We start from the raw sequence: 18,663 nt of genomic DNA, 5'->3' as shown, positions 1-18,663 counted from the left end.
ACGGACACGGACACGGACACGGACACGGACACGGGCACGGGCACGGGCACGGGCACGGACATGGACTCGAAGCAGGAGCGGCTTCGGCGGTGGCGGCTCGTGCTCGGGGGTGACGCGGCCGAAGGCACCGGGTACACGTTGTCGGGGCAGGACGCGGCGATGGACGGGGCGTTGGGCGCGCTGTACGGGAGGGGCGAGGGGCAGGCGAGGGCGGGGCGGGAGCGTTCGGCGGGGCTCGGGGCGTCGGCGCCGTCGGTGGCGCGCTGGCTCGGGGACATCCGCACCTACTTCCCCTCCTCCGTCGTGCAGGTGATGCAGCGGGACGCCATCGACCGGCTCGGGCTGTCCGCGCTGCTGCTCGAACCGGAGATGCTGGAGGCGGTCGAGGCCGACGTGCACCTGGTCGGCACGCTGCTCTCCCTCAACAAGGCGATGCCGGAGACGACGAAGGAGACGGCACGGGCGGTCGTGCGCAAGGTGGTCGAGGACCTGGAGAAGCGGCTCGCCACCCGCACCCGGGCCACGCTCTCCGGCGCCCTGGACCGCAGCGCCCGTATCAACCGGCCGCGCCACCACGACATCGACTGGAACCGCACGATCGCGGCCAACCTCAAGCACTACCTGCCGGAGTACGGGACGATCGTGCCCGAGCGGCTCATCGGGTACGGGCGTGCCTCCCAGTCGGTGAAGAAGGAGGTCGTCCTCTGCATCGACCAGTCGGGGTCGATGGCGGCGTCCGTCGTCTACGCGTCGGTGTTCGGGGCGGTACTGGCGTCCATGCGGTCGATCAACACCCGGCTGGTCGTCTTCGACACGGCGGTCGTCGACCTCACCGACCAGCTCGACGACCCGGTCGACGTGCTGTTCGGCACGCAGCTCGGCGGCGGGACGGACATCAACCGGGCGCTCGCCTACTGCCAGTCCCAGATAACCCGGCCCGCCGACACGGTGGTCGTGCTGATCAGTGACCTCTACGAAGGGGGGATACGGGACGAGATGCTGAAGCGGGTCGCGGCGATGAAGGCGTCGGGGGTGCAGTTCGTGGCGTTGCTGGCGCTGTCGGACGAGGGGGCGCCGGCGTACGACCGGGAGCATGCGGCGGCGTTGGCCGCGCTGGGCGCACCGGCGTTCGCGTGCACGCCGGACCTCTTCCCGGAGGTCATGGCGGCGGCGATCGAGAAGCGGCCGATACCGGTGCCGGACACGGCGTGACGGTTCCGGAACTCGCGTGCTGTGCAGGTGACTTGTCGATCCGTTGACACCGGGGCGGGCAGCAAAACGGACATGAGTATCCATCGGTAACAGGGGGCTTGCGCAACCTCGGGAGGGGCGTGCAAGGATCGACGCCCGTCAGCGGTGCGCCGAGTGTCGCCCGCCCGTACGGGAGGATCCGCCCCCACGTGAACTGGCCGGCAGCACTGCCTGGTGCCGCTCTGCGCGTGCTGCGCACGGCGGTTGGGCGGCGTGCGCTGCAAGTGGCGTTACTGGTGGGCGGGTTGTTCGCGGTCGGGCTCCTCTGCGGGGAGCAGGCGCAGGCGGCGGACGGGGTGACCTCGGGATCGTCGGCGCGGTCGTCGACGGTCAGCTCGTCGGTGCATGCGGTCGGGCAGTTGCTCAAGCCGCGGGCACCGGCTGAAGTGAAGCCGAAGAAGCCGACGCGGACCGTCAAGCCGGTCGCGGTGGTCGATCACGTCGTCCAGACCGTGAATGCGGGGGTCCTGGAGCCGGTCGGCTCAGTCGTGCAGGCGGTGACCGACGAGGTGGACGACGTGACCGCGCAGTTACCGCCGCCGGCGTCGTTGCCGATCCTCTCGTCGCTCCCTGACCTACCGACTCTGCCCTCCTCGCCCGCACTCCCCGCCCCTCCCGAGGAACCGGGACAGACGTTGCCCGCCCCAGCTCCAGCGACAGCCCCCGCGCCCGCGCCCGTCGCGCAGGAGCCTCAGGCGGACAGCGTTGGGCACACGGTGGGCGGGGTCCGGGATGAGGGACGTACTGGCTCGGCCGAGGTCGGAGCGATGACGTACGGCCCAGTGTTCGTCGTCGATGTCGATGTCGATGCCGATGCCGATGCCGGTGTCGTCGGGCATGCCTCGACGCGGAGCGTCGAGCGGCGGGTCGCCGGTGTCGGGTATGCCCCCGCGCACCAGGCGCCGGGCGGTGCCGCGGGCGACGACGCGGTGGGAAGCCGTTCGGGCATCGACGGTGGGTCCTCGCGGCACGGTGACGCGCATGCGGTCGCGGTGAGCCACCGGGTGCCGTTGCGGTTCGTGGCCGGTGCCGCCGTGCGGTCCGACGCGGCCGAGATCCGGGACGGGCACCGGGACATCCCGGTTTCCCCCGCGTAGAGCAGAACCCTCCAGGGCCCTTCCGGACCCTCCGGATCCCCGGCTCTCTGCTCTCCCTTCCCCTGCAGGCCCTTCCCCTGCAGTCCCCTCTCCTGCGGTCCCCCCTTTCTTTCTGCCCTTTCTTCTGCTTCCTGCCGCCATTTCTCGACTCCGTGGGTCCGAGGCCGAGACGACCGAAAACCGTCGGTCGGTCCGGCTGAATCCCGCGGTGGAGGCGGGTGATTCCCATTGGGGTGGGCGTCGCCCGTTCCGCGCCCCTCGGGGCGGTACAGGGGGCCTCACCGGGTCAACCCCAGCCCGGTGAGGCCCTTCGCCCCACCAGTACGGCGTCTCACTCGCGGCACGCCGTGCCAGTGAGCGCGGCATCATGTGACAGGTATCACCGCTCAGGTGTGACCCTCGATTTAGGGGCCCTCCGCAAGCAGCGATAACCTGCGAGACGGACATGCCGCGCGCTCGGTCACCGTGTGCGCCTCCCTTGTGACAGCGGACGTCACGTTGCCCTTCGCGGCACGCCCACGCATCCAACGAACCGCGAGATCACTGAGGACGGAAGCGCGTGGACCTGTTCGAGTATCAGGCGAGGGACCTCTTCGCCAAGCACGATGTACCGGTGCTGGCCGGTGAAGTCATCGACACGCCTGAGGCGGCCCGCGCAGCCACCGAGCGGCTCGGTGGCAAGTCCGTCGTCAAGGCCCAGGTGAAGGTCGGCGGCCGTGGCAAGGCCGGTGGTGTGAAGCTCGCCGCCACCCCGGACGAGGCCGTCGCGCGTGCGACGGACATCCTCGGCATGGACATCAAGGGCCACACGGTCCACAAGGTGATGATCGCCGAGACCGCGCCCGAGATCGTCGAGGAGTACTACGTCTCCTTCCTCCTCGACCGCACCAACCGCACCTTCCTCGCCATGGCGTCCGTCCAGGGCGGCGTGGAGATCGAGGTCGTCGCGGAGGAGAACCCCGAGGCCCTCGCGAAGGTGCCGGTCGACGCCAATGAGGGTGTCTCGATCGAGAAGGCCCGCGAGATCGTCGCGCAGGCGAAGTTCCCGGCCGACGTCGCCGAGCAGGTCGCCGAGATCCTGGTGACGCTGTGGGACACCTTCGTCAAGGAGGACGCCCTCCTCGTCGAGGTCAACCCGCTCGCCAAGGTCGCCTCCGGCAAGGTCATCGCCCTTGACGGCAAGGTGTCGCTGGACGAGAACGCCGAGTTCCGTCAGCCGGAGCACGAGGCGCTGATCGACCACGACTCCGCCAACCCGCTCGAGGCGGCCGCCAAGGCCAAGAACCTCAACTACGTCAAGCTCGACGGCGAGGTCGGCATCATCGGCAACGGCGCGGGTCTCGTCATGAGCACCCTCGACGTCGTCGCGTACGCCGGTGAGAAGCACGGTGGGGTCAAGCCCGCCAACTTCCTCGACATCGGCGGCGGCGCGTCCGCGGCCGTGATGGCGAACGGCCTGGAGATCATCCTCGGCGACCCGGACGTCAAGTCCGTCTTCGTCAACGTCTTCGGCGGCATCACCGCCTGCGACGAGGTCGCCAACGGCATCGTCCAGGCGCTGCAGCTGCTCAAGGACAAGGGCGAGGACGTCACCAAGCCGCTGGTCGTCCGTCTCGACGGCAACAACGCTGAGCTGGGTCGCAAGATCCTCTCCGACGCCAACCACCCGCTGGTCCAGCGCGTGGACACCATGGACGGCGCGGCCGACAAGGCCGCCGAGCTCGCGGCTGCGAAGTAAGGGACGAGGGACTAACAGCCATGGCTATCTTCCTCAACAAGGACAGCAAGGTCATCGTCCAGGGCATGACCGGTGCCACGGGCATGAAGCACACCAAGCTCATGCTGGCCGACGGCACGAACATCGTCGGCGGTGTGAACCCCCGCAAGGCCGGCACGTCCGTCGACTTCGACGGCACCGAGATCCCGGTCTTCGGCACGGTCGCCGAGGCGATCGAGAAGACGGGCGCGAACGTATCCGTCCTCTTCGTACCGCCGGCCTTCGCCAAGGCCGCGGTCGTCGAGGCGATCGACGCGGAGATCCCCCTCGCGGTCGTCATCACCGAGGGCATCGCCGTGCACGACTCCGCCGCGTTCTACGCGTACGCGGTCGCGCAGGGCAACAAGACGCGCATCATCGGTCCGAACTGCCCGGGTCTGATCACCCCCGGTCAGTCGAACGCCGGCATCATCCCGGGCGACATCACCAAGCCGGGCCGTATCGGCCTGGTCTCGAAGTCCGGCACGCTGACGTACCAGATGATGTACGAGCTCCGTGACATCGGCTTCTCGTCGGCCGTCGGCATCGGTGGCGACCCGGTCATCGGCACCACGCACATCGACGCTCTGGCTGCCTTCGAGGCCGACCCCGACACCGACCTGATCGTGATGATCGGTGAGATCGGTGGCGACGCGGAGGAGCGGGCCGCGGACTTCATCGCGAAGAACGTGACCAAGCCGGTCGTCGGTTACGTCGCCGGCTTCACCGCGCCCGAGGGCAAGACGATGGGCCACGCCGGCGCCATCGTCTCCGGCTCCTCCGGCACGGCCGCCGCGAAGAAGGAGGCCCTTGAGGCCGCGGGCGTCAAGGTCGGCAAGACGCCGACCGAGACGGCCAAGCTCGCCCGCGAGATCCTGGGCGGCTGAGGTACCTAGCTGAAACGTCGGTGGGCTCGCTCCGTGGATCGGGGCGGGCCCACCGATGCGTTGTCGGGCGGGTGCGGGTTCGTCGTGGCTGGTCGCGCAGTTCCCCGCGCCCTTGACAGCAGGTCGGCAGGCCGGAGTCAGCGGCTCAGCGGGAGCAGCCTTTCGGGCCCGCTCGTCATCTCACCCCGCAGCTTCTCCCGCAGCTCCACCTCCTCGTCCGACAAAGAACCCGGCGCCACCCGCGGTGGCACCCCCTGCACCTCCGCCCCGGGGGCGATCGGCGGCTCGTAGTGGGTGGGCGCCGTCCGCACCGTGAGGGCCGTCGTGCCGATCAGGGCGACCGTGAACGCGATGGCCGCCCGCGTCCAGAAACGTGCCCGCCGCTCACTCCCGATCCGCACCGTCGGCGGCCGGGCCGCGCGCAACCGCTCCGTGGAGGCAAGCTCCGCCAGGCGCCGATGCAGCACCGCGGGGTCCGACAGCTCCGGCAACCGCGCGGCCAGCGCCTCGCGCGCGTGCAGCAGCCGGTTGGCCGTCGCCGGGGTGCTCGCCTCCGTCTCCGCCGCCGTCTCGGGCAGGTCGAGGCCGACACCGTCGTAGAGCATGAGTGTGCGGCGGTGGGGGGCCGGGAGTTTCAGGAGTGCGGTGAGCAGGGCGCGGTCGGCGGGGTCGGGGGGTGGGGGTTCGGGGTGGCGGTAGCGCGGGCGGAAGCGGTGCCAGGGGGAGAGCGCGTATTCGTACGCCGTCGCCCGCACCCAGCCCGCCGGGTCCCGGTCGACCGCCACCTCCGGCCAGCGCTGCCAGGCGAGTTGGAAGGACCGCTCGACCGACTCGCGCGCGAGTTCGCGGCGGCCGGTGAGGAGATAGGCCTGGCGTACGAGGGCGGGGGCGCAGAACGCGTAGAGCGCGTCGAAGGCCTGAGTGGGCGTCAGTGGGGTGGCGGGAGTGGCGGTGGCGGGGGCGGGCTCCGGCCTTGGATGTGGCTGTGGCTCTGTGGACTTTTCCAGAGACACCGTCACTGTCGGCTGCTTCGCCGGGTCCTGACGAGGCGTCGGGCGTTCGAGTGAGGCCAGCAGTTTCGCGTACGCCTCCCGTTTGTCGCCGCGTGGAGTCGTGCGGCCTCTCTCCCAGGAGCGGACCGTCTCGCGCGAAACGCCTACCCGCTCCGCGACCTGAGCCTGTGTCAGCGAGCCGGACTCACGCAGGCGTCGGCGTTCCTTGGGTGAGGGGAGGGGGGTTGCAGGGCTCTGCGTCACAGGACGCCCCTTCGTACGAAAAAGTACATAAATATATATTGGGCGACACTTCGGAAGTTCGCGTGTTACGACGGAAAAGCGCGTGTCGTTGGGAGCATGACGGGCGTGATCCAGATGACCGCTCGTCGATCGCCGTTGTCGTCCCTGCTCACCCGGATGCTCGACCGATCACCCGGACTGGCTGCGAGCCTCTTGGGTGGCGCGCTCGCGGCCGGGCTCGGGTTGGGGTCGTTCGCCGTGCTCGTGATGGTGCTGTGGATCAGTTCGCCGTATCCCGACAGCGGGCCCGGGGGTGCGCTGCATGTCGCGGCGGCGCTGTGGCTGCTCGCGCACGGCGCCGAACTGATCCGCACCGACACGCTCTCCGGCGTACCCGCACCGGTCGGTGTCACGCCGTTGTTGCTGCTCGCGGTGCCTGTGTGGCTGGTGCATCGGGCCGCGCGGGATGCGGTGGACGGGGGCGGGGGAGACGGCGACGGTGAGGACGACGGCGATGGTCCACCTCTGGTGGCCGCGCGTACGGCGTGGGCCGGGGTCGTGGTCGGGTATCTCGGCGTGGGCGCGGCTGCCGCGCTGTACGCGTCCGGCGGGGAGTTGCGGCCGTCCTGGGCGTGGACCGCGGTGTGTGTGCCGACGGTTGTCGTGGTGGCGGCGGGGGTGGGGGTGTGGACGGCGTACGGGCGTCCGCGGGATGTCGCCGACGGGGTGCTGATCCTGCTGCCGGCGTCGGTGCGGCGGCTGGTGCTCGGGGTGGAGGCGCGGGAACGGCTCGGGGTCGCCGTGCGGGCCGCGTCGGCCGGGGTGGCGGTGCTGGTCGGGGGCGGGGCGTTGTTGCTCGGGGGCTCGTTGGTGTGGCACGGCGGGGTGGCTCGGGGGTCGTTTCTGCAGTTGACGGAGGGGTGGTCGGGGCGGTTCGCGGTGTTGTTGCTGTGTCTGGCGCTGGTGCCGAACGCGGTGGTGTGGGCGGTGGGGTACGGGTTGGGGCCGGGGTTTGTGCTGGGGGCGGGGCATGTGGTGGGGCCGTTGTCATCCGACCCCGCGCCGTTGCTGCCGCCGTTTCCGTTGCTGGCCGCGGTGCCGGGGGCGGGGGTTGGGGGGCCGTTGGAGTGGGCGGTGGGGGTGGTGCCGGTGGTTGCTGGGGTGGTGGTGGGGGTGTTTGTGGGGCGGGGGGCGGCCGGTGAGGGCAAGGGTGCGGGTCCCGGTGCCGGGAGCGGGAGCGGGAGTGGGAGTGGGAGTCGGAGTGGGGCGGGGGGCGTGAGCGGTGTCGGAGGTGGGCTTGAGGTCGGGGCGAGGGTGAGGGGCGGGCTTGGGGTGGGGACCAAGGCAGGTGGCGGAGGGCGGGGGTGGTCGCCGGGGCGGACTGCTGGGGTTGGTGGGGTGGCGGCTGTTCTGGGTGGGGTGATGGTTGCCGTTCTTGCGGGGCTTGCGGGTGGGCGGCTCGGGGTGGGGGCGTTGGCTCGGTTCGGGCCGGTGTGGTGGCAGGTGGGTGGGGTGGCGGTTGTGTGGATGGCGGGGGTGGGGGTGCCGGTGGCGTTGGGGGTTCGGGGGTGGCGGGGGCGCGAGGTTGGGGCGGGGGTTGGGTTGGCCGCTGTGGTGGGGTGGTTGGGGATTCGGAAGGGGAGTGGGGGAGTGCAGGGGGACGTGGGGCGGGAGGCTGGGGGTGTTCTGCCGGAGGCGGTGCCGGTTCAGGGGGCCGGGGCCGGGATGGGAGGCGGGGGGCTGCGGGATCGGCGGGGTGATGATGCGTTGGAGCCGTATGACCTGTTGCCGGCCGAGCCGGTGGAGGGGGGTTGGCACGATGACGCTGCGCGGGAGGCTCGGTGGGCGGCGCTTCGGGAGGCGGCGGATGGTTCTGACGGGAGTTGATCGCCCCCGCCGCCCCTACCCGTCCCATCCCAGGGGCGCTGCCCCTTCGACCCCGCCGGGGCTCCGCCCCGGACCCCGATCGGCCCTGAAGGGGCCTCGTCCTCAAGCGCCGGACGGGCTGAAAGATGCGGACCGGCGTCCAGAGGGGGCGCCACCCGACCCGCTCAAGGAACAAGACCCGGTCAGTTCTCCGGTTTGATCTTTGTGGACAGGTAGGACAGGGCCGCCGTGGTCGCGATGAAGCCTCCGGCCAGTTCTTCGTAGCCCTTGAAGTAGGCGATGAAGATGGCGACGGCGGACGCTGCCGCGACTGCGTCGAGGGTGCGGCCGATGATCCGGCGGATTTTGCCCGGGCGTGGAGGGTGGTGGGGGTTCGGGGGGTTTCCCCAGTAGGGGAGGGGTCCCGGTCTGGGTTTCCAGCCCTCGTCCAGGAGGCGCACGAAGTCCGGGTGGTGGCGGGCGTAGCCCAGACGGTGGGGTGCCAGGCGCCGCCACGGCAGTCGGGCGTGTCTGATGGCGAGCCAGGTGAGTAGCGGCAGGCAGGCCACGGCCGCCCAGATCGCCGCGACCGCCCGGTCTGCGCCCGCGTTCGGCACGATGCCGAGGAGATGGTCCAGTTGACCGCTGGCGGCGTAGGCGATCAGCGAAGCCGCGGAAAGCACCGCCGCGGTCTGTTCCAGCTGGTGGCCGGTGTGGCAGCGGGCGCAGCGGGGCACGTACACGACTTCCCTGCGCCACGTGGTGCGCAGGATGACGATCCATGCCGTCATGTTCGTTTCCGCGTCGCGGTGCAGTCCCATGACTCGGTCGTGCCACGACGCCGGCGCGGCGTTCTCGCAGAACCAGCACTCCCGCACCACGAACTCCCCCCGACGATCAGTCCCGTGGGGGTTGTTCCCCGCCGACGGCCCCGTCAGCCGTTCGTGCCCAGAATGCTCCGCAGCTCCGACGGCAGGTGCTGCTCGCAGGCCTGCTTCGCCTGGTTGGTGAGGGCGTCGCTGGTGCAGGTGTAGTAGTCGCTGTAGACCAGCTGGGCCGCGAACGCCGCGGCCACCAGGACGATCGCCAGCGTCGCGGTGACCAGGCCGCTGATCGCCGCCGTGGTCTGGGGGCGGGGCGCCGAGGCGTCGGTGGTGTCCTGGGCCGCGCGGGACTTGGCGCGCAGGGCGCTGATGCCCCAGTAGAGGGAGAGCGCGCCCAGGAGCAGGGCCACGTACGGCCAGCTGAAGAGGGCGAAGAAGAAGGCCCACATGCCGGAGAGCAGGGAGTAGCGGGCGCGGCGCTGGATGGGGTCCGTCGGGTCCCAGCGCATGCCCGCGTTCGGGCCGTTGCCGCCCGGGTTCTCGGGGGCCGAGGGGTTGGGGCGGTCTCCGGGGCGGTCGCCGAAGCCGCCCTGCGAGCGGCCGGGCTGGCGGTCGCTCCACTGGCTGCCCCAGGGGGACGGTGATGACGAACTGCTGTCGCTCTGTGCCTCGTCGCCCTCCGTGGGGCGGCGCGGCTGCCACGGGCGGTCCGGCGTGCCCTCCGGCGGCGGTGCGAACGGGTTGTCGTCCTGGCCGCCTCTGCCCGCGCTGCCGCCACTGCCCGCATTGCCGGCACTGTTCTGGCTGCCGCCGCTATGGCCGCCGCCACTATGTCCGGCACCACTCTGTCCGGCACCGCTCGTCTCGTCACCGTCGCTGTCGCCGGTCTTCTTGCCCGAGGGCGCGTCCGGGGGCGAGGCGGGGCGCTCTCGCAGCAGGACGGCGCCACGCTCCCCTCCCCGCGCCGGGAGCGGAGAGAGCGTGAAGAGTCGCAGGCTGCGGTCCGACATCAAGTGAGCGTCTTCCCCTTGGTCCGATTCCGATACGGGTGCGGTCGTGCTGTGCGGGTGGGCAGGTATACGAGCGGTCAAGCATGCGAGTGGTCAGGTACAGCTCGCGCACTGCCACTTCGTGAACGCGTCGCACCACCACCGCGTTCCCGAGCCCGTCCCTCGCAGACGCTACCTTCCGGCCACGCCCCCGTCCCACGGGGGCCTTCCGGTGTGCCGGTATCGTTGCTGACGGCCGACCGCTTCGTAGACTTCCCCGTATCCCGGGGCGCGAAGCATTCGTACGACTGTACAAACCGGCCGTACAGATGCTCCCCCGAGAAAGGGCCCCACCGTGGCCGCCACTCCCGCCGGCCGAGCGGTCAAGCGCCTCGTCGTGCTCGTCTCCGGATCCGGCACCAATCTGCAGGCGCTGCTCGACGAGATCCAGCGGACCGGCATCGAGGCCTACGGCGCCGAGATCGTGGCCGTCGGCGCCGACCGCGACGGCATCGAGGGGCTCGCGCGCGCAGAGCGGGCCGGGCTGGCGACCTTCGTGTGCAAGGTGAAGGACTTCGGGAGCCGGGGGGAGTGGGATGCCGCCCTCGCGCAGGCCGTGGCCGCCCATGACCCCGATCTTGTCGTCTCCGCCGGGTTCATGAAGATCGTGGGGAAGGAGTTCCTCGGGCTCTTCGGGGGGCGGTTCGTCAATACGCACCCCGCCCTGCTGCCCAGTTTCCCCGGGGCCCACGGTGTGCGGGACGCGCTCGCGTACGGCGCCAAGGTGACCGGTTGCACCGTCCACTTCGTCGACGACGGCGTCGACACCGGACCGATCATCGCCCAGGGCGTGGTCGAGGTCCGGGACGAGGACGACGAGAGCGCTCTGCACGAGCGCATCAAGGAAGTCGAGCGAAGGCTGCTCGTCGAGGTCGTGGGGCGGCTCGCCCGCAACGGCCATCGCATTGAGGGACGAAAGGTAGTTATCCAGTGACCGCCGAGACCATCGAGAACGGCAAGCGCGCGATTCGCCGCGCGCTCGTCAGCGTCTACGACAAGACCGGTCTGGAAGAGCTGGCGCGCGGGCTGCACGAGGCCGGGGTCGAGCTCGTCTCCACCGGTTCCACCGCCGCCCGGATCGCCGCCGCCGGTGTCCCCGTCACCAAGGTCGAGGAGCTCACCGGCTTCCCCGAGTGCCTGGACGGCCGGGTCAAGACCCTGCACCCCAAGGTGCACGCGGGCATCCTCGCCGACCTGCGCCTGGAGAGCCACCGGCAGCAGCTGGCCGAGCTGGGGGTCGAGCCCTTCAACCTCGTCGTCGTCAACCTCTACCCGTTCCGCGAGACCGTCGCCTCGGGTGCCTCGCCCGACGAGTGCGTCGAGCAGATCGACATCGGGGGTCCGTCGATGGTGCGCGCCGCCGCCAAGAACCATCCGTCCGTGTCGGTGGTCACCAGCCCCGAGCGGTACGCCGATGTCCTCGCCGCGGTCGCCTCCGGCGGCTTCGACCTCTTCACCCGCAAGCGGCTCGCCGCCGAGGCCTTCCAGCACACGGCGACCTACGACATCGCGGTCGCCTCCTGGTTCGCGAGCGCCTACGCGCCCGTGGACGACTCGCTGTTCCCGGACTTCCTGGGCGCCACCCTGGAGCGCAAGAGCACTCTGCGGTACGGCGAGAACCCGCACCAGCCGGCCGCCCTGTACGTCGACGGCACGGGCGTCGGTCTCGCCGAGGCGGAGCAGCTGCACGGCAAGGAGATGTCGTACAACAACTACACGGACACGGACGCCGCCCGCCGTGCCGCGTACGACCACGACGAGCCGTGTGTGGCGATCATCAAGCACGCCAACCCGTGCGGGATCGCGATTGCCTCGGACGTCGCCGAGGCGCATCGCAAGGCGCACGCGTGCGACCCGCTGTCGGCCTTCGGCGGCGTGATCGCCGTCAACCGGCCGGTCAGCAAGGAGATGGCGGAGCAGGTCGCCGAGATCTTCACCGAGGTCATCGTCGCGCCGGACTACGAGGAGGGGGCCCTGGAGGCCCTCGCCAAGAAGAAGAACATCCGGGTGCTGAAGGCGCCGGCCGCGCCCTCCCACCCGGCCGAGGTCAAGCCCATCGACGGCGGCGCCCTCCTCCAGGTCACCGACCGGCTCCAGGCCGACGGCGACGACCCGGCCAACTGGACGCTGGCGACCGGCGAGGCGCTGACCGCCGACGAGCTGGCCGAGCTGTCCTTCGCCTGGAAGGCCTGCCGGGCCGTGAAGTCCAACGCCATCCTGCTCGCCAAGGACGGCGCCTCCGTCGGCGTCGGCATGGGCCAGGTCAACCGCGTCGACTCCGCCAAGCTGGCCGTCGAGCGGGCCGGCGAGGAACGCGCGCGTGGCGCCTACGCGGCCTCCGACGCCTTCTTCCCCTTCCCCGACGGCCTGGAGATCCTCACCGCGGCCGGCGTCAAGGCCGTGGTCCAGCCCGGCGGTTCCGTCCGCGACGAACTGGTCGTGGAGGCCGCGAAGAAGGCGGGCGTCACCATGTACTTCACTGGGACGCGGCACTTCTTCCACTGACGGGGCGCCCGTCGCGACAGCGGCGCCCGCGCACGGCTCCGGTCGTGCGCGGGCGCCGCTGCGTTTCCGTCGGACAGGCCCTAGCTCCCGTTCGCCTGCGCCGCGTAGGCTGTGGCCTCCGACGCGCAGTCGGCGCGTGGTCTCCCGGCGGGCACCCAGGCCTCCAGCTTCTGCAGGACGCCGAACTCGTCGTCGGTACCGCCCTTGTGCTTCAGGGCCTTCTGCGTCGTGTCGACGACGGTCGCCAGGTGGGAGGGGTCCTCCTTGCAGCGCGGCGCCAGGGCGGAGAGGACCTGTTGGTACTGGTCGGCGGCGCGGTAGTCGCCGTCGAGGTCGGCGAGCCGCTGGGCCGGACCGGGCGGGGCCGACATGTGGGTGGCCGGCGTGTGACTCGGCGTGGCGGCCGCCGTCGAGCCGGCGTGCGGGTCGGAATCCTTGGCTCCGCAGGCGGTGCTGGTCAGGAGCAACGGTGCCGCGATCAGCGTTCCCACCGCGACAGCGGCCCACTTCCCCCTGCCCGGCGGTCTTCTCCGCGCCGGAGCGAACTGCTCTTTCACGATCCCCCTCCAAGGCCCGCGGCCCGGTCTCGGGCGCGGCCCTGGGACGGTACAACAAGGGACGCGGAAGCGGGGCTCCGACCCTCCCCCGAGGAAGCCGGAACCCCGCCGTGGGACGGGCGTCAGCAGATCGCGAGGCCCGGGACGGGCTCGTAGTTGTTGCCGCCCGAGACCTTGTTCGCCGGGAACCAGCCCCAGCCGTCCTCGGAGTAGGCGTCGTCGCCCTGGGTGTAGAGCCACCAGTTGTTGCGGGCGTCGCCGACCGGTGCGTTCTCGCCGTAGTTGTGGCAGTAACGGGCGGTGTACGTCTTGCCGTTGAACGACTTCTGGCCTGCGTCCCCCCAGCAGCCGCTCGCCGCACTCGCGCTCGTCGGGCTCAGGACGACCGCGCTCGCCGCCGCGCCGATCGAGGCGAGGACGCGCTTCATGGTGTGTCCCTCCGGTCCTGCCACCCCCGTTGGTGGACACGACCACCGTCGGGTACACCGCCCGCGCGCGGAACCTCGCAACTCTCAGGGTCACTTGGCGCCCGGCGGCGTGTACTCCTTTAGGTAATGGGCGACGCGGGTGGTGTAGGCACGGTTCTGCTCGGGGATGCCGCCCGTCGCGTTCACCTTCTTGTACGAGGTCCGGTAGGAGGCGGCGAGCAGGAGGCGCCGGTCGCCGGGCAGCGAGGTGTCCAGACGCGGTTCCATGAAGCACAGGTAGCGGGCCATCGCCGGAATCGACTGGGCCGGCGTGAGCGGCGGCCGGGGAGTCTTCTTGGCCGGGACGCCGTCCGAGCGCAGCCACCAGCGCAGCACGCTCGGCGTCCAGCGGGCGATGCCGTACTCGCCCTCGCCGCCCGCGGTCGGATCCGAGAGGTCGGGGTCGAAGTTGCTCTCCGTCTTGAGCATCGCCGCGATGAGCGCCGGCGAGACCTCGTGCTGGAGACAGTCGTGGGCCGAGTCCACGATCATCCGCCGGTACTGCACCGGGACGCCCTTGTCGGTACGGAGTTCGGAAGCGCCGTACGCGGCGGCCGCGTTCTTGCCCGACGTGCTCGCGCCGCCCGTCGTGCCCGAGCCGGCCCAGGTGCTGATGCCGTAGCCCAGACCCGCCACGGCGACCGTCGCCACCGCCGAGACCAGGGCCAGCACCGCCCGGCGCCGACGGGGCAGCGGGGCCCGGGGCAGCTTGGGCGAGCGACCCGTGCCGGCCGCCGCCTCGACCCGGCGCAGCAGCGCGTCGACGCCGATGCGGTCGGCGTGCGTACGGGCCAGACAGTCCCGCACGATCTCCCGCCAGGCGTCCGGGAGTTCGGGCGCCAGCCGGAGTTCGTCGTGGCCGCGGGCGTAGGCGGCGGCCGCGTCCCGGCGGGCGCTCGGGGTGCCGCCGGGCAGCGGGAAGGCGCCGGTCAGCAGCAGATGGGCCAGCACGCCGAACGCCCAGACGTCCGCCGACGGGCGGATCCGGCGCCCGCGTTCGCCGATCTCCGCCCACAGCAGCTCGGGGGGCGTGTAGTCCGGCGTGGAGAACGCGGGCGTGTACGCGTGCGTGCCCTCCAGTTCGGCCGCCATGTTGAAGTCCGCCAGCCGCGCCGAACCGTCCGCCATCAGCAGCACGTTGGCCGGTTTGAGATCCCCGTGCACCCAGCCCGCGTGGTGCAGCTGGGCCAGCCCCTCGCAGATCTGCGCGAGCAGCGCGGGCCCGGCGGCCGGGCGGGGCGCGGCGGCGAGCAGCTCGGCCAGCGAGCGCTCCGCCCGCTCCAGTACGAGGACGGTGGCGCCGTCGAGACGGGGGCGCTGCGGGTCGTCGACGACGAGGGTCTCGTACATCCGGATCAGCCGGGGGCGGGTCAGCCGGCGGTACAGGTCGATCTCGCGCTCGACGAGTTCGCGCAGATGGGCCAGTTGGCGCGGGGTGTCCGTGCCGGTGGGCAGGAACTTGAGGGCGGCCACGCGGGGGAGGTCGCCGTCGCCGCCGGTGCGCCGGCCCTCGTAGACGCTGCCGAAGGCGCCCGTCGCGATGGGCGCGCGCACCTCCCAGGCGCCGACCCGGTAGCCGCTGGGCACCGGCACGGCGTACGGCTCGGTCACCGGGCCACCCGGCCCGGCCGCTCCGCGGCCAGCACGATCAGGTCGTCCTCGCGCACCAGGTCGAAACGGAGCGCCAGGGAGACCAGGGACTCCTTCTTGCCGTTGAGGCGCGGGCCCGTGTCGGCCTCTTCCGGGCCGGGCTTCAGGCGCAGTTTCACGGCCAGGTAGTCGATGTTCCACTGCACCGAAGTGCGGGACGCGGCGGGCCAGTTGGGCCGCAGCCGGTCGACGACCTGGTCGACGGTGGGCAGCGGGGCGTGCGGCTCGCCGCGCAGGCGGGGCTCGCACAGGGCGGCCAGGACCGCGAAGTAGCGCTTGGTGCGGTCCACGGAGAAGGCGGGCGCGGTGGTGTCGCCGGCCAGACCGCCCTCGGTGCGCAGATAGTCGTGGCGCGGCGCCCACACCTGGACCGGCAGCAGGTCGCCGGCGGCCGGCAGCACGATCCGCGAGAACTCGAAGGGGACCGGGGCGTCGAGCCGGCCCGGGCCGACCTTGATGTGCTCGCCCGCGCCCTCCGGGTTCTCCACGACGTAGGTCTGTCCGCCGCTCAGGTTGCTCAGCGTCCAGAAGGCGCCCTGCGCGGTGATCGCGCCCGCGCGGCGGGACACGCCGTCGTGCGTGATCGCGAGGTCGTTGTCGCGCGCCAGCCGTCCGAAGGTGATCCGTTCGCCCGGCGCGAGCCGGAGCTGGGTGCGGTCGTGCCCGTCCTCCGTGGTCGTCGGAGGTACCACGATGATGCTGTACAAGGTGCGTCTCCCCGTGCCTGCCCGCTACGGAGGTCAGACTAGGCGGACGTGGCAGGGCCGTGTCCCCCTCGGACGGGTGAGACACGGCCCTTGCACAGGAATGGCGCGAACGTGATGCCCACGACGGTTCGGCGGCGGGTCAGTTCTGGATGACCATCGTGCTCGCGGCCTTGTCGTGCCAGCCCTGCTGGCGGCCCGACTTGTCCCAGAACGGGGAGAGGTAGACCAGCAGCGCGCCGATACCGCAGGCGAGCGAGCCGACCATCGGGATGACCCAGCGGATGAACGCGGAGCCCAGGCCCGGCTTCCGGCCGGTGTCGACCTTCACCACACGGATGCCGACGGCGAGTTTGCCCAGGGTGGCGCCGAACGCGGCGATCATCACCAGCTCGTAGAGCAGGCCGATGATCCCGATGACGGCGATGACCGCGCCGAACTTGGCCGCGATGTCCGAACCCGCGTTGTCGAGGCAGGTGTTGTAGTCGACGGCGTTCGGGTCGCAGTCCTTGGCCGAGGCGAAGGCGCCCGCGACACCCACGCCGGCGAGGACCGTGTAGATGATGCCGAACACGACACCGTCGATCGCCCGGGCGCCGAAGCGGCGGCCCATCGAGGCGACGCGCGGACCGGGACCGCCGCCGGGGTAACCGGGCTGCTGCGGATAGCCGTAACCCTGCTGCGGGGGGACACCGGGGGCCTGCGGATAGCCGTAGCCGGGGGGCTGCTGGCCCTGCTGGGGATAGGGCTGGCCCTGCTGGGGGTAGCCGTAGCCGGGCTGCTGCGGATTCTGCGGCTGTCCGTACGGGTTGTTCGGCGAACCGAAACTCATGGCTGGTTTCCTCCGTTGCGCATGGGGACGGCGCGGACCGCACGGAGGAACGACAAGAAGTGAGCGGTTTGCCCCCCGAACACGAACCGCGGTACTGCGCCGCTCATCGTTCTTCACCGCCGTCTTACTTGTCCAGCGGCATTCCCTATGTGTTGTGCAAGTGCAACATGGACGATCATGGCCGGATATCGGGTACGGGAGCGCCGGGGACCCGGATTGGAACCGGGGGCCGGTCATCCGCGAGGATGGGGGCATGACCGCCCAGATTCTCGATGGCAAGGCCACCGCAGCCGCGATCAAGTCCGATCTGACCGCCCGCGTGGCGGCGCTGAAGGAGAAGGGCGTCACGCCCGGCCTCGGCACGATCCTCGTCGGGGACGACCCCGGCAGTCAGAAGTACGTCGCCGGCAAGCACCGTGACTGCGCGCAGGTCGGCATCGCCTCCATCCAGCGCGAACTGCCCGCCACGGCGACGCAGGAGGAGATCGAGGCGGTCGTCCGCGAACTGAACGAGGACCCGGAGTGCACGGGTTACATCGTGCAACTCCCGCTGCCCAAGGGCATCGACGAGAACCGGATCCTGGAGCTGATGGACCCGGACAAGGACGCGGACGGCCTGCACCCGATGAACCTCGGCCGCCTCGTGCTCAACGAGCCGGCCCCGCTGCCCTGCACCCCCAACGGCGTCCTCACCCTCCTGCGGCAGTACGGCGTCGAGATCAAGGGCGCCGAGGTCGTGGTCGTCGGCCGCGGTGTCACCATCGGCCGCCCGATGCCGCTGCTGCTCACCCGCCGCAGCGAGAACGCGACCGTGACCCAGTGCCACACCGGCACCCGGGATCTCTCCTCCCACCTCAAGCGCGCCGACATCATCGTCGCCGCCGCCGGCTCCGCCCACCTGATCCGGCCCGAGGACGTCAAGCCCGGCGCGGCCGTCCTCGACGTCGGCGTCTCGCGCAGCGCCGAGGGCAAGATCGTGGGCGACGTCCACCCGGGCGTCGCCGAGGTGGCCGGCTGGATCTCCCCGAACCCCGGCGGGGTGGGCCCGATGACCCGCGCCCAGCTCCTGGTCAACGTGGTCGAGGCGGCGGAGCGCAGTGCCGCCGGCTGAGCGGGGGGAGGCCGGGACGGCCGACACCGGGTCAGCTGACGCCGGGTCGGTGCTCCCGGAGGCGGACGAGCCTGCGCCGGACGAGGTGCGGCGCGCGGCGAAGGTGCCGGATGCGGAGCCCGGCGGGGTCCGGGAACGTGGGCGGAGCCGGAGCGCTGCCGGGTCTGGCGAGCGCTCCGCCGACCGGCAGGACCGGGCCGGCGGGTCCGGGCAGCGGGCCGTCGGGCCCGAGGAGGGTGCGCGGCCCGAGACAGGTGCGCGGCCCGATGCGGGCGTGGGGGCCGACGAGGCGCAAGGACCCGAGCAGCAGGCGGAGGCTGTCGTGCGGAGTGCGATCAGTGCGGGCGACACCGGGGCCGGTGACGCCGAGGCCGGTGGTGCCGGGACCGGTGGTGCCGACGGTAGTGGTGCCGAGGCCGGCGGTGCCGAAGAGGGGCGGAAGCCGCGCCGCGGCACCCGGCGGTTCCCGTTGTTCACGCGGGACACCGCGCGCCCCGAGGGCGGTGGCCGGGCGGCGCCCCCTGACGCGCCGGCGCCCGTGCGGCAGTGGCCGATCCTCGCCGTGCTGGGGCTCGTCGCGCTCGGCCTGCTGCTGACCGCGCTGGACGCCTTCCGGTACGGCACCCTGCTGATCGGCGTCGCCCTGCTGATCGGCGGTGTGCTGCGCTGGGTCGTGCCCGACGTCGGCATGCTCGCCGTCCGCTCCCGCTTCACGGACATCGCCACCTACGGCCTGCTGGGCCTGGCGATCGTGCTGCTGGCGCTGATGGTGCAGCCCGACCCCTGGCTGCAGATCCCGTTCCTGAAGGACACCCTGCACTTCACGGTGAGCTAGTCCGCGCCACCGCACACGACGACGGCCCGTCCTCTCC

Annotated in this window: 17 protein-coding genes; 9 read left to right on the top strand and 8 right to left on the bottom strand. The window is 71.6% G+C overall.

The window, feature by feature from the left end:
* The first annotated feature begins 60 nt into the window (after positions 1–60).
* From ACIQI8_RS22010 to sucD, 4 genes are all read left to right on the top strand, one after another.
* The gene (locus ACIQI8_RS22010; protein ID WP_402354097.1) at positions 61–1,212 is read left to right on the top strand and encodes a VWA domain-containing protein; all 1,152 of its coding nucleotides are present in this window, start codon (positions 61–63) and stop codon (positions 1,210–1,212) included.
* A gap of 188 nt (positions 1,213–1,400) precedes the next feature.
* Positions 1,401–2,348: a hypothetical protein gene (locus ACIQI8_RS22005; RefSeq protein ID WP_402353070.1), complete on the top strand. Its 948-nt coding sequence runs from the start codon at positions 1,401–1,403 to the stop codon at positions 2,346–2,348.
* A 559-nt stretch (positions 2,349–2,907) separates the two neighbouring features.
* On the top strand, positions 2,908–4,086 hold the full coding sequence (sucC, locus tag ACIQI8_RS22000) for an ADP-forming succinate--CoA ligase subunit beta (protein WP_402353067.1): 1,179 nt from the start codon (positions 2,908–2,910) through the stop codon (positions 4,084–4,086).
* A gap of 20 nt (positions 4,087–4,106) precedes the next feature.
* A complete protein-coding gene (sucD, locus tag ACIQI8_RS21995) occupies positions 4,107–4,991 on the top strand; it encodes a succinate--CoA ligase subunit alpha (RefSeq protein WP_123998221.1) in 885 nt (294 codons plus the stop codon).
* A gap of 137 nt (positions 4,992–5,128) precedes the next feature.
* Here the strand turns inward: sucD and ACIQI8_RS21990 are convergent, their stop codons facing one another.
* A complete protein-coding gene (locus ACIQI8_RS21990) occupies positions 5,129–6,247 on the bottom strand; it encodes a helix-turn-helix domain-containing protein (RefSeq protein ID WP_402353063.1) in 1,119 nt (372 codons plus the stop codon).
* A gap of 96 nt (positions 6,248–6,343) precedes the next feature.
* Between ACIQI8_RS21990 and ACIQI8_RS21985 the strand changes: the two genes are divergently transcribed.
* On the top strand, positions 6,344–8,113 hold the full coding sequence (locus tag ACIQI8_RS21985) for a DUF6350 family protein (protein WP_402353060.1): 1,770 nt from the start codon (positions 6,344–6,346) through the stop codon (positions 8,111–8,113).
* Between the two features lie 182 nt (positions 8,114–8,295).
* On the opposite strand, the gene ACIQI8_RS21980 is transcribed toward ACIQI8_RS21985, so the two are convergent.
* Both ACIQI8_RS21980 and ACIQI8_RS21975 read right to left on the bottom strand, forming a co-directional pair.
* Positions 8,296–8,883 (bottom strand): hypothetical protein, encoded by a 588-nt coding sequence (locus ACIQI8_RS21980; protein WP_402353057.1) that lies wholly within the window; start codon positions 8,881–8,883, stop codon positions 8,296–8,298.
* 143 nt (positions 8,884–9,026) lie between these two features.
* Positions 9,027–9,926: a hypothetical protein gene (locus tag ACIQI8_RS21975; RefSeq protein ID WP_402353054.1), complete on the bottom strand. Its 900-nt coding sequence runs from the start codon at positions 9,924–9,926 to the stop codon at positions 9,027–9,029.
* A gap of 334 nt (positions 9,927–10,260) precedes the next feature.
* Here ACIQI8_RS21975 and purN point away from each other — a divergent pair, with 334 nt between their 5' ends.
* Together purN and purH are read left to right on the top strand one after the other, a co-directional pair.
* The gene (gene purN / locus ACIQI8_RS21970) at positions 10,261–10,899 is read left to right on the top strand and encodes a phosphoribosylglycinamide formyltransferase (protein WP_402353051.1); all 639 of its coding nucleotides are present in this window, start codon (positions 10,261–10,263) and stop codon (positions 10,897–10,899) included.
* Positions 10,896–12,470, top strand: a complete 1,575-nt coding sequence (gene purH, locus ACIQI8_RS21965; protein ID WP_402353048.1) for a bifunctional phosphoribosylaminoimidazolecarboxamide formyltransferase/IMP cyclohydrolase — start codon at positions 10,896–10,898, stop codon at positions 12,468–12,470. Before purN ends, purH begins: the two co-directional genes overlap by 4 nt.
* A gap of 80 nt (positions 12,471–12,550) precedes the next feature.
* On the opposite strand, the gene ACIQI8_RS21960 is transcribed toward purH, so the two are convergent.
* From ACIQI8_RS21960 to ACIQI8_RS21940, 5 genes are all read right to left on the bottom strand, one after another.
* A complete protein-coding gene (locus ACIQI8_RS21960) occupies positions 12,551–13,027 on the bottom strand; it encodes a hypothetical protein (RefSeq protein ID WP_402353045.1) in 477 nt (158 codons plus the stop codon).
* Between the two features lie 122 nt (positions 13,028–13,149).
* A complete protein-coding gene (locus ACIQI8_RS21955) occupies positions 13,150–13,455 on the bottom strand; it encodes a hypothetical protein (protein ID WP_402353042.1) in 306 nt (101 codons plus the stop codon).
* A 90-nt stretch (positions 13,456–13,545) separates the two neighbouring features.
* Positions 13,546–15,105: a protein kinase gene (locus ACIQI8_RS21950; protein ID WP_402353040.1), complete on the bottom strand. Its 1,560-nt coding sequence runs from the start codon at positions 15,103–15,105 to the stop codon at positions 13,546–13,548.
* Positions 15,102–15,851: an FHA domain-containing protein gene (locus tag ACIQI8_RS21945; RefSeq protein WP_402353037.1), complete on the bottom strand. Its 750-nt coding sequence runs from the start codon at positions 15,849–15,851 to the stop codon at positions 15,102–15,104. The genes ACIQI8_RS21950 and ACIQI8_RS21945 overlap by 4 nt, the downstream gene beginning before the upstream one ends.
* 139 nt (positions 15,852–15,990) lie before the next feature.
* The gene (locus ACIQI8_RS21940; protein ID WP_402353034.1) at positions 15,991–16,680 is read right to left on the bottom strand and encodes an RDD family protein; all 690 of its coding nucleotides are present in this window, start codon (positions 16,678–16,680) and stop codon (positions 15,991–15,993) included.
* Positions 16,681–16,933: 253 nt separating this feature from the next.
* Between ACIQI8_RS21940 and ACIQI8_RS21935 the strand changes: the two genes are divergently transcribed.
* Both ACIQI8_RS21935 and ACIQI8_RS21930 read left to right on the top strand, forming a co-directional pair.
* Complete coding sequence (locus ACIQI8_RS21935) at positions 16,934–17,791, top strand: bifunctional methylenetetrahydrofolate dehydrogenase/methenyltetrahydrofolate cyclohydrolase (RefSeq protein ID WP_402353031.1); 858 nt, start codon at positions 16,934–16,936, stop codon at positions 17,789–17,791.
* Between the two features lie 274 nt (positions 17,792–18,065).
* Positions 18,066–18,626, top strand: coding sequence for a DUF3017 domain-containing protein (locus tag ACIQI8_RS21930; protein WP_402353028.1), 561 nt, complete (start codon positions 18,066–18,068; stop codon positions 18,624–18,626).
* Positions 18,627–18,663: the final 37 nt, after the last annotated feature.

Source organism: Streptomyces sp. NPDC092369 (genome assembly GCF_044755245.1).
Classification (GTDB): domain Bacteria; phylum Actinomycetota; class Actinomycetes; order Streptomycetales; family Streptomycetaceae; genus Streptomyces.
Note: the sequence above shows the minus strand (reverse complement) of the source record. Positions and strands in the feature narration are given on the sequence as shown.

What these genes read in the sequence shown, in the direction of transcription:
- ACIQI8_RS22010 (WP_402354097.1), top strand. Translation starts at nt 61, where the DNA reads ATGGACTCGAAGCAGGAGCGGCTTCGGCGGTGGCGGCTCGTGCTCGGG.
- sucD (WP_123998221.1), top strand. Translation starts at nt 4,107, where the DNA reads ATGGCTATCTTCCTCAACAAGGACAGCAAGGTCATCGTCCAGGGCATG.
- ACIQI8_RS21985 (WP_402353060.1), top strand. Translation starts at nt 6,344, where the DNA reads ATGACGGGCGTGATCCAGATGACCGCTCGTCGATCGCCGTTGTCGTCC.
- ACIQI8_RS21980 (WP_402353057.1), bottom strand. Translation starts at nt 8,883, where the DNA reads ATGACGGCATGGATCGTCATCCTGCGCACCACGTGGCGCAGGGAAGTC.
- ACIQI8_RS21975 (WP_402353054.1), bottom strand. Translation starts at nt 9,926, where the DNA reads ATGTCGGACCGCAGCCTGCGACTCTTCACGCTCTCTCCGCTCCCGGCG.
- ACIQI8_RS21955 (WP_402353042.1), bottom strand. Translation starts at nt 13,455, where the DNA reads ATGAAGCGCGTCCTCGCCTCGATCGGCGCGGCGGCGAGCGCGGTCGTC.
- ACIQI8_RS21940 (WP_402353034.1), bottom strand. Translation starts at nt 16,680, where the DNA reads ATGAGTTTCGGTTCGCCGAACAACCCGTACGGACAGCCGCAGAATCCG.
- ACIQI8_RS21935 (WP_402353031.1), top strand. Translation starts at nt 16,934, where the DNA reads ATGACCGCCCAGATTCTCGATGGCAAGGCCACCGCAGCCGCGATCAAG.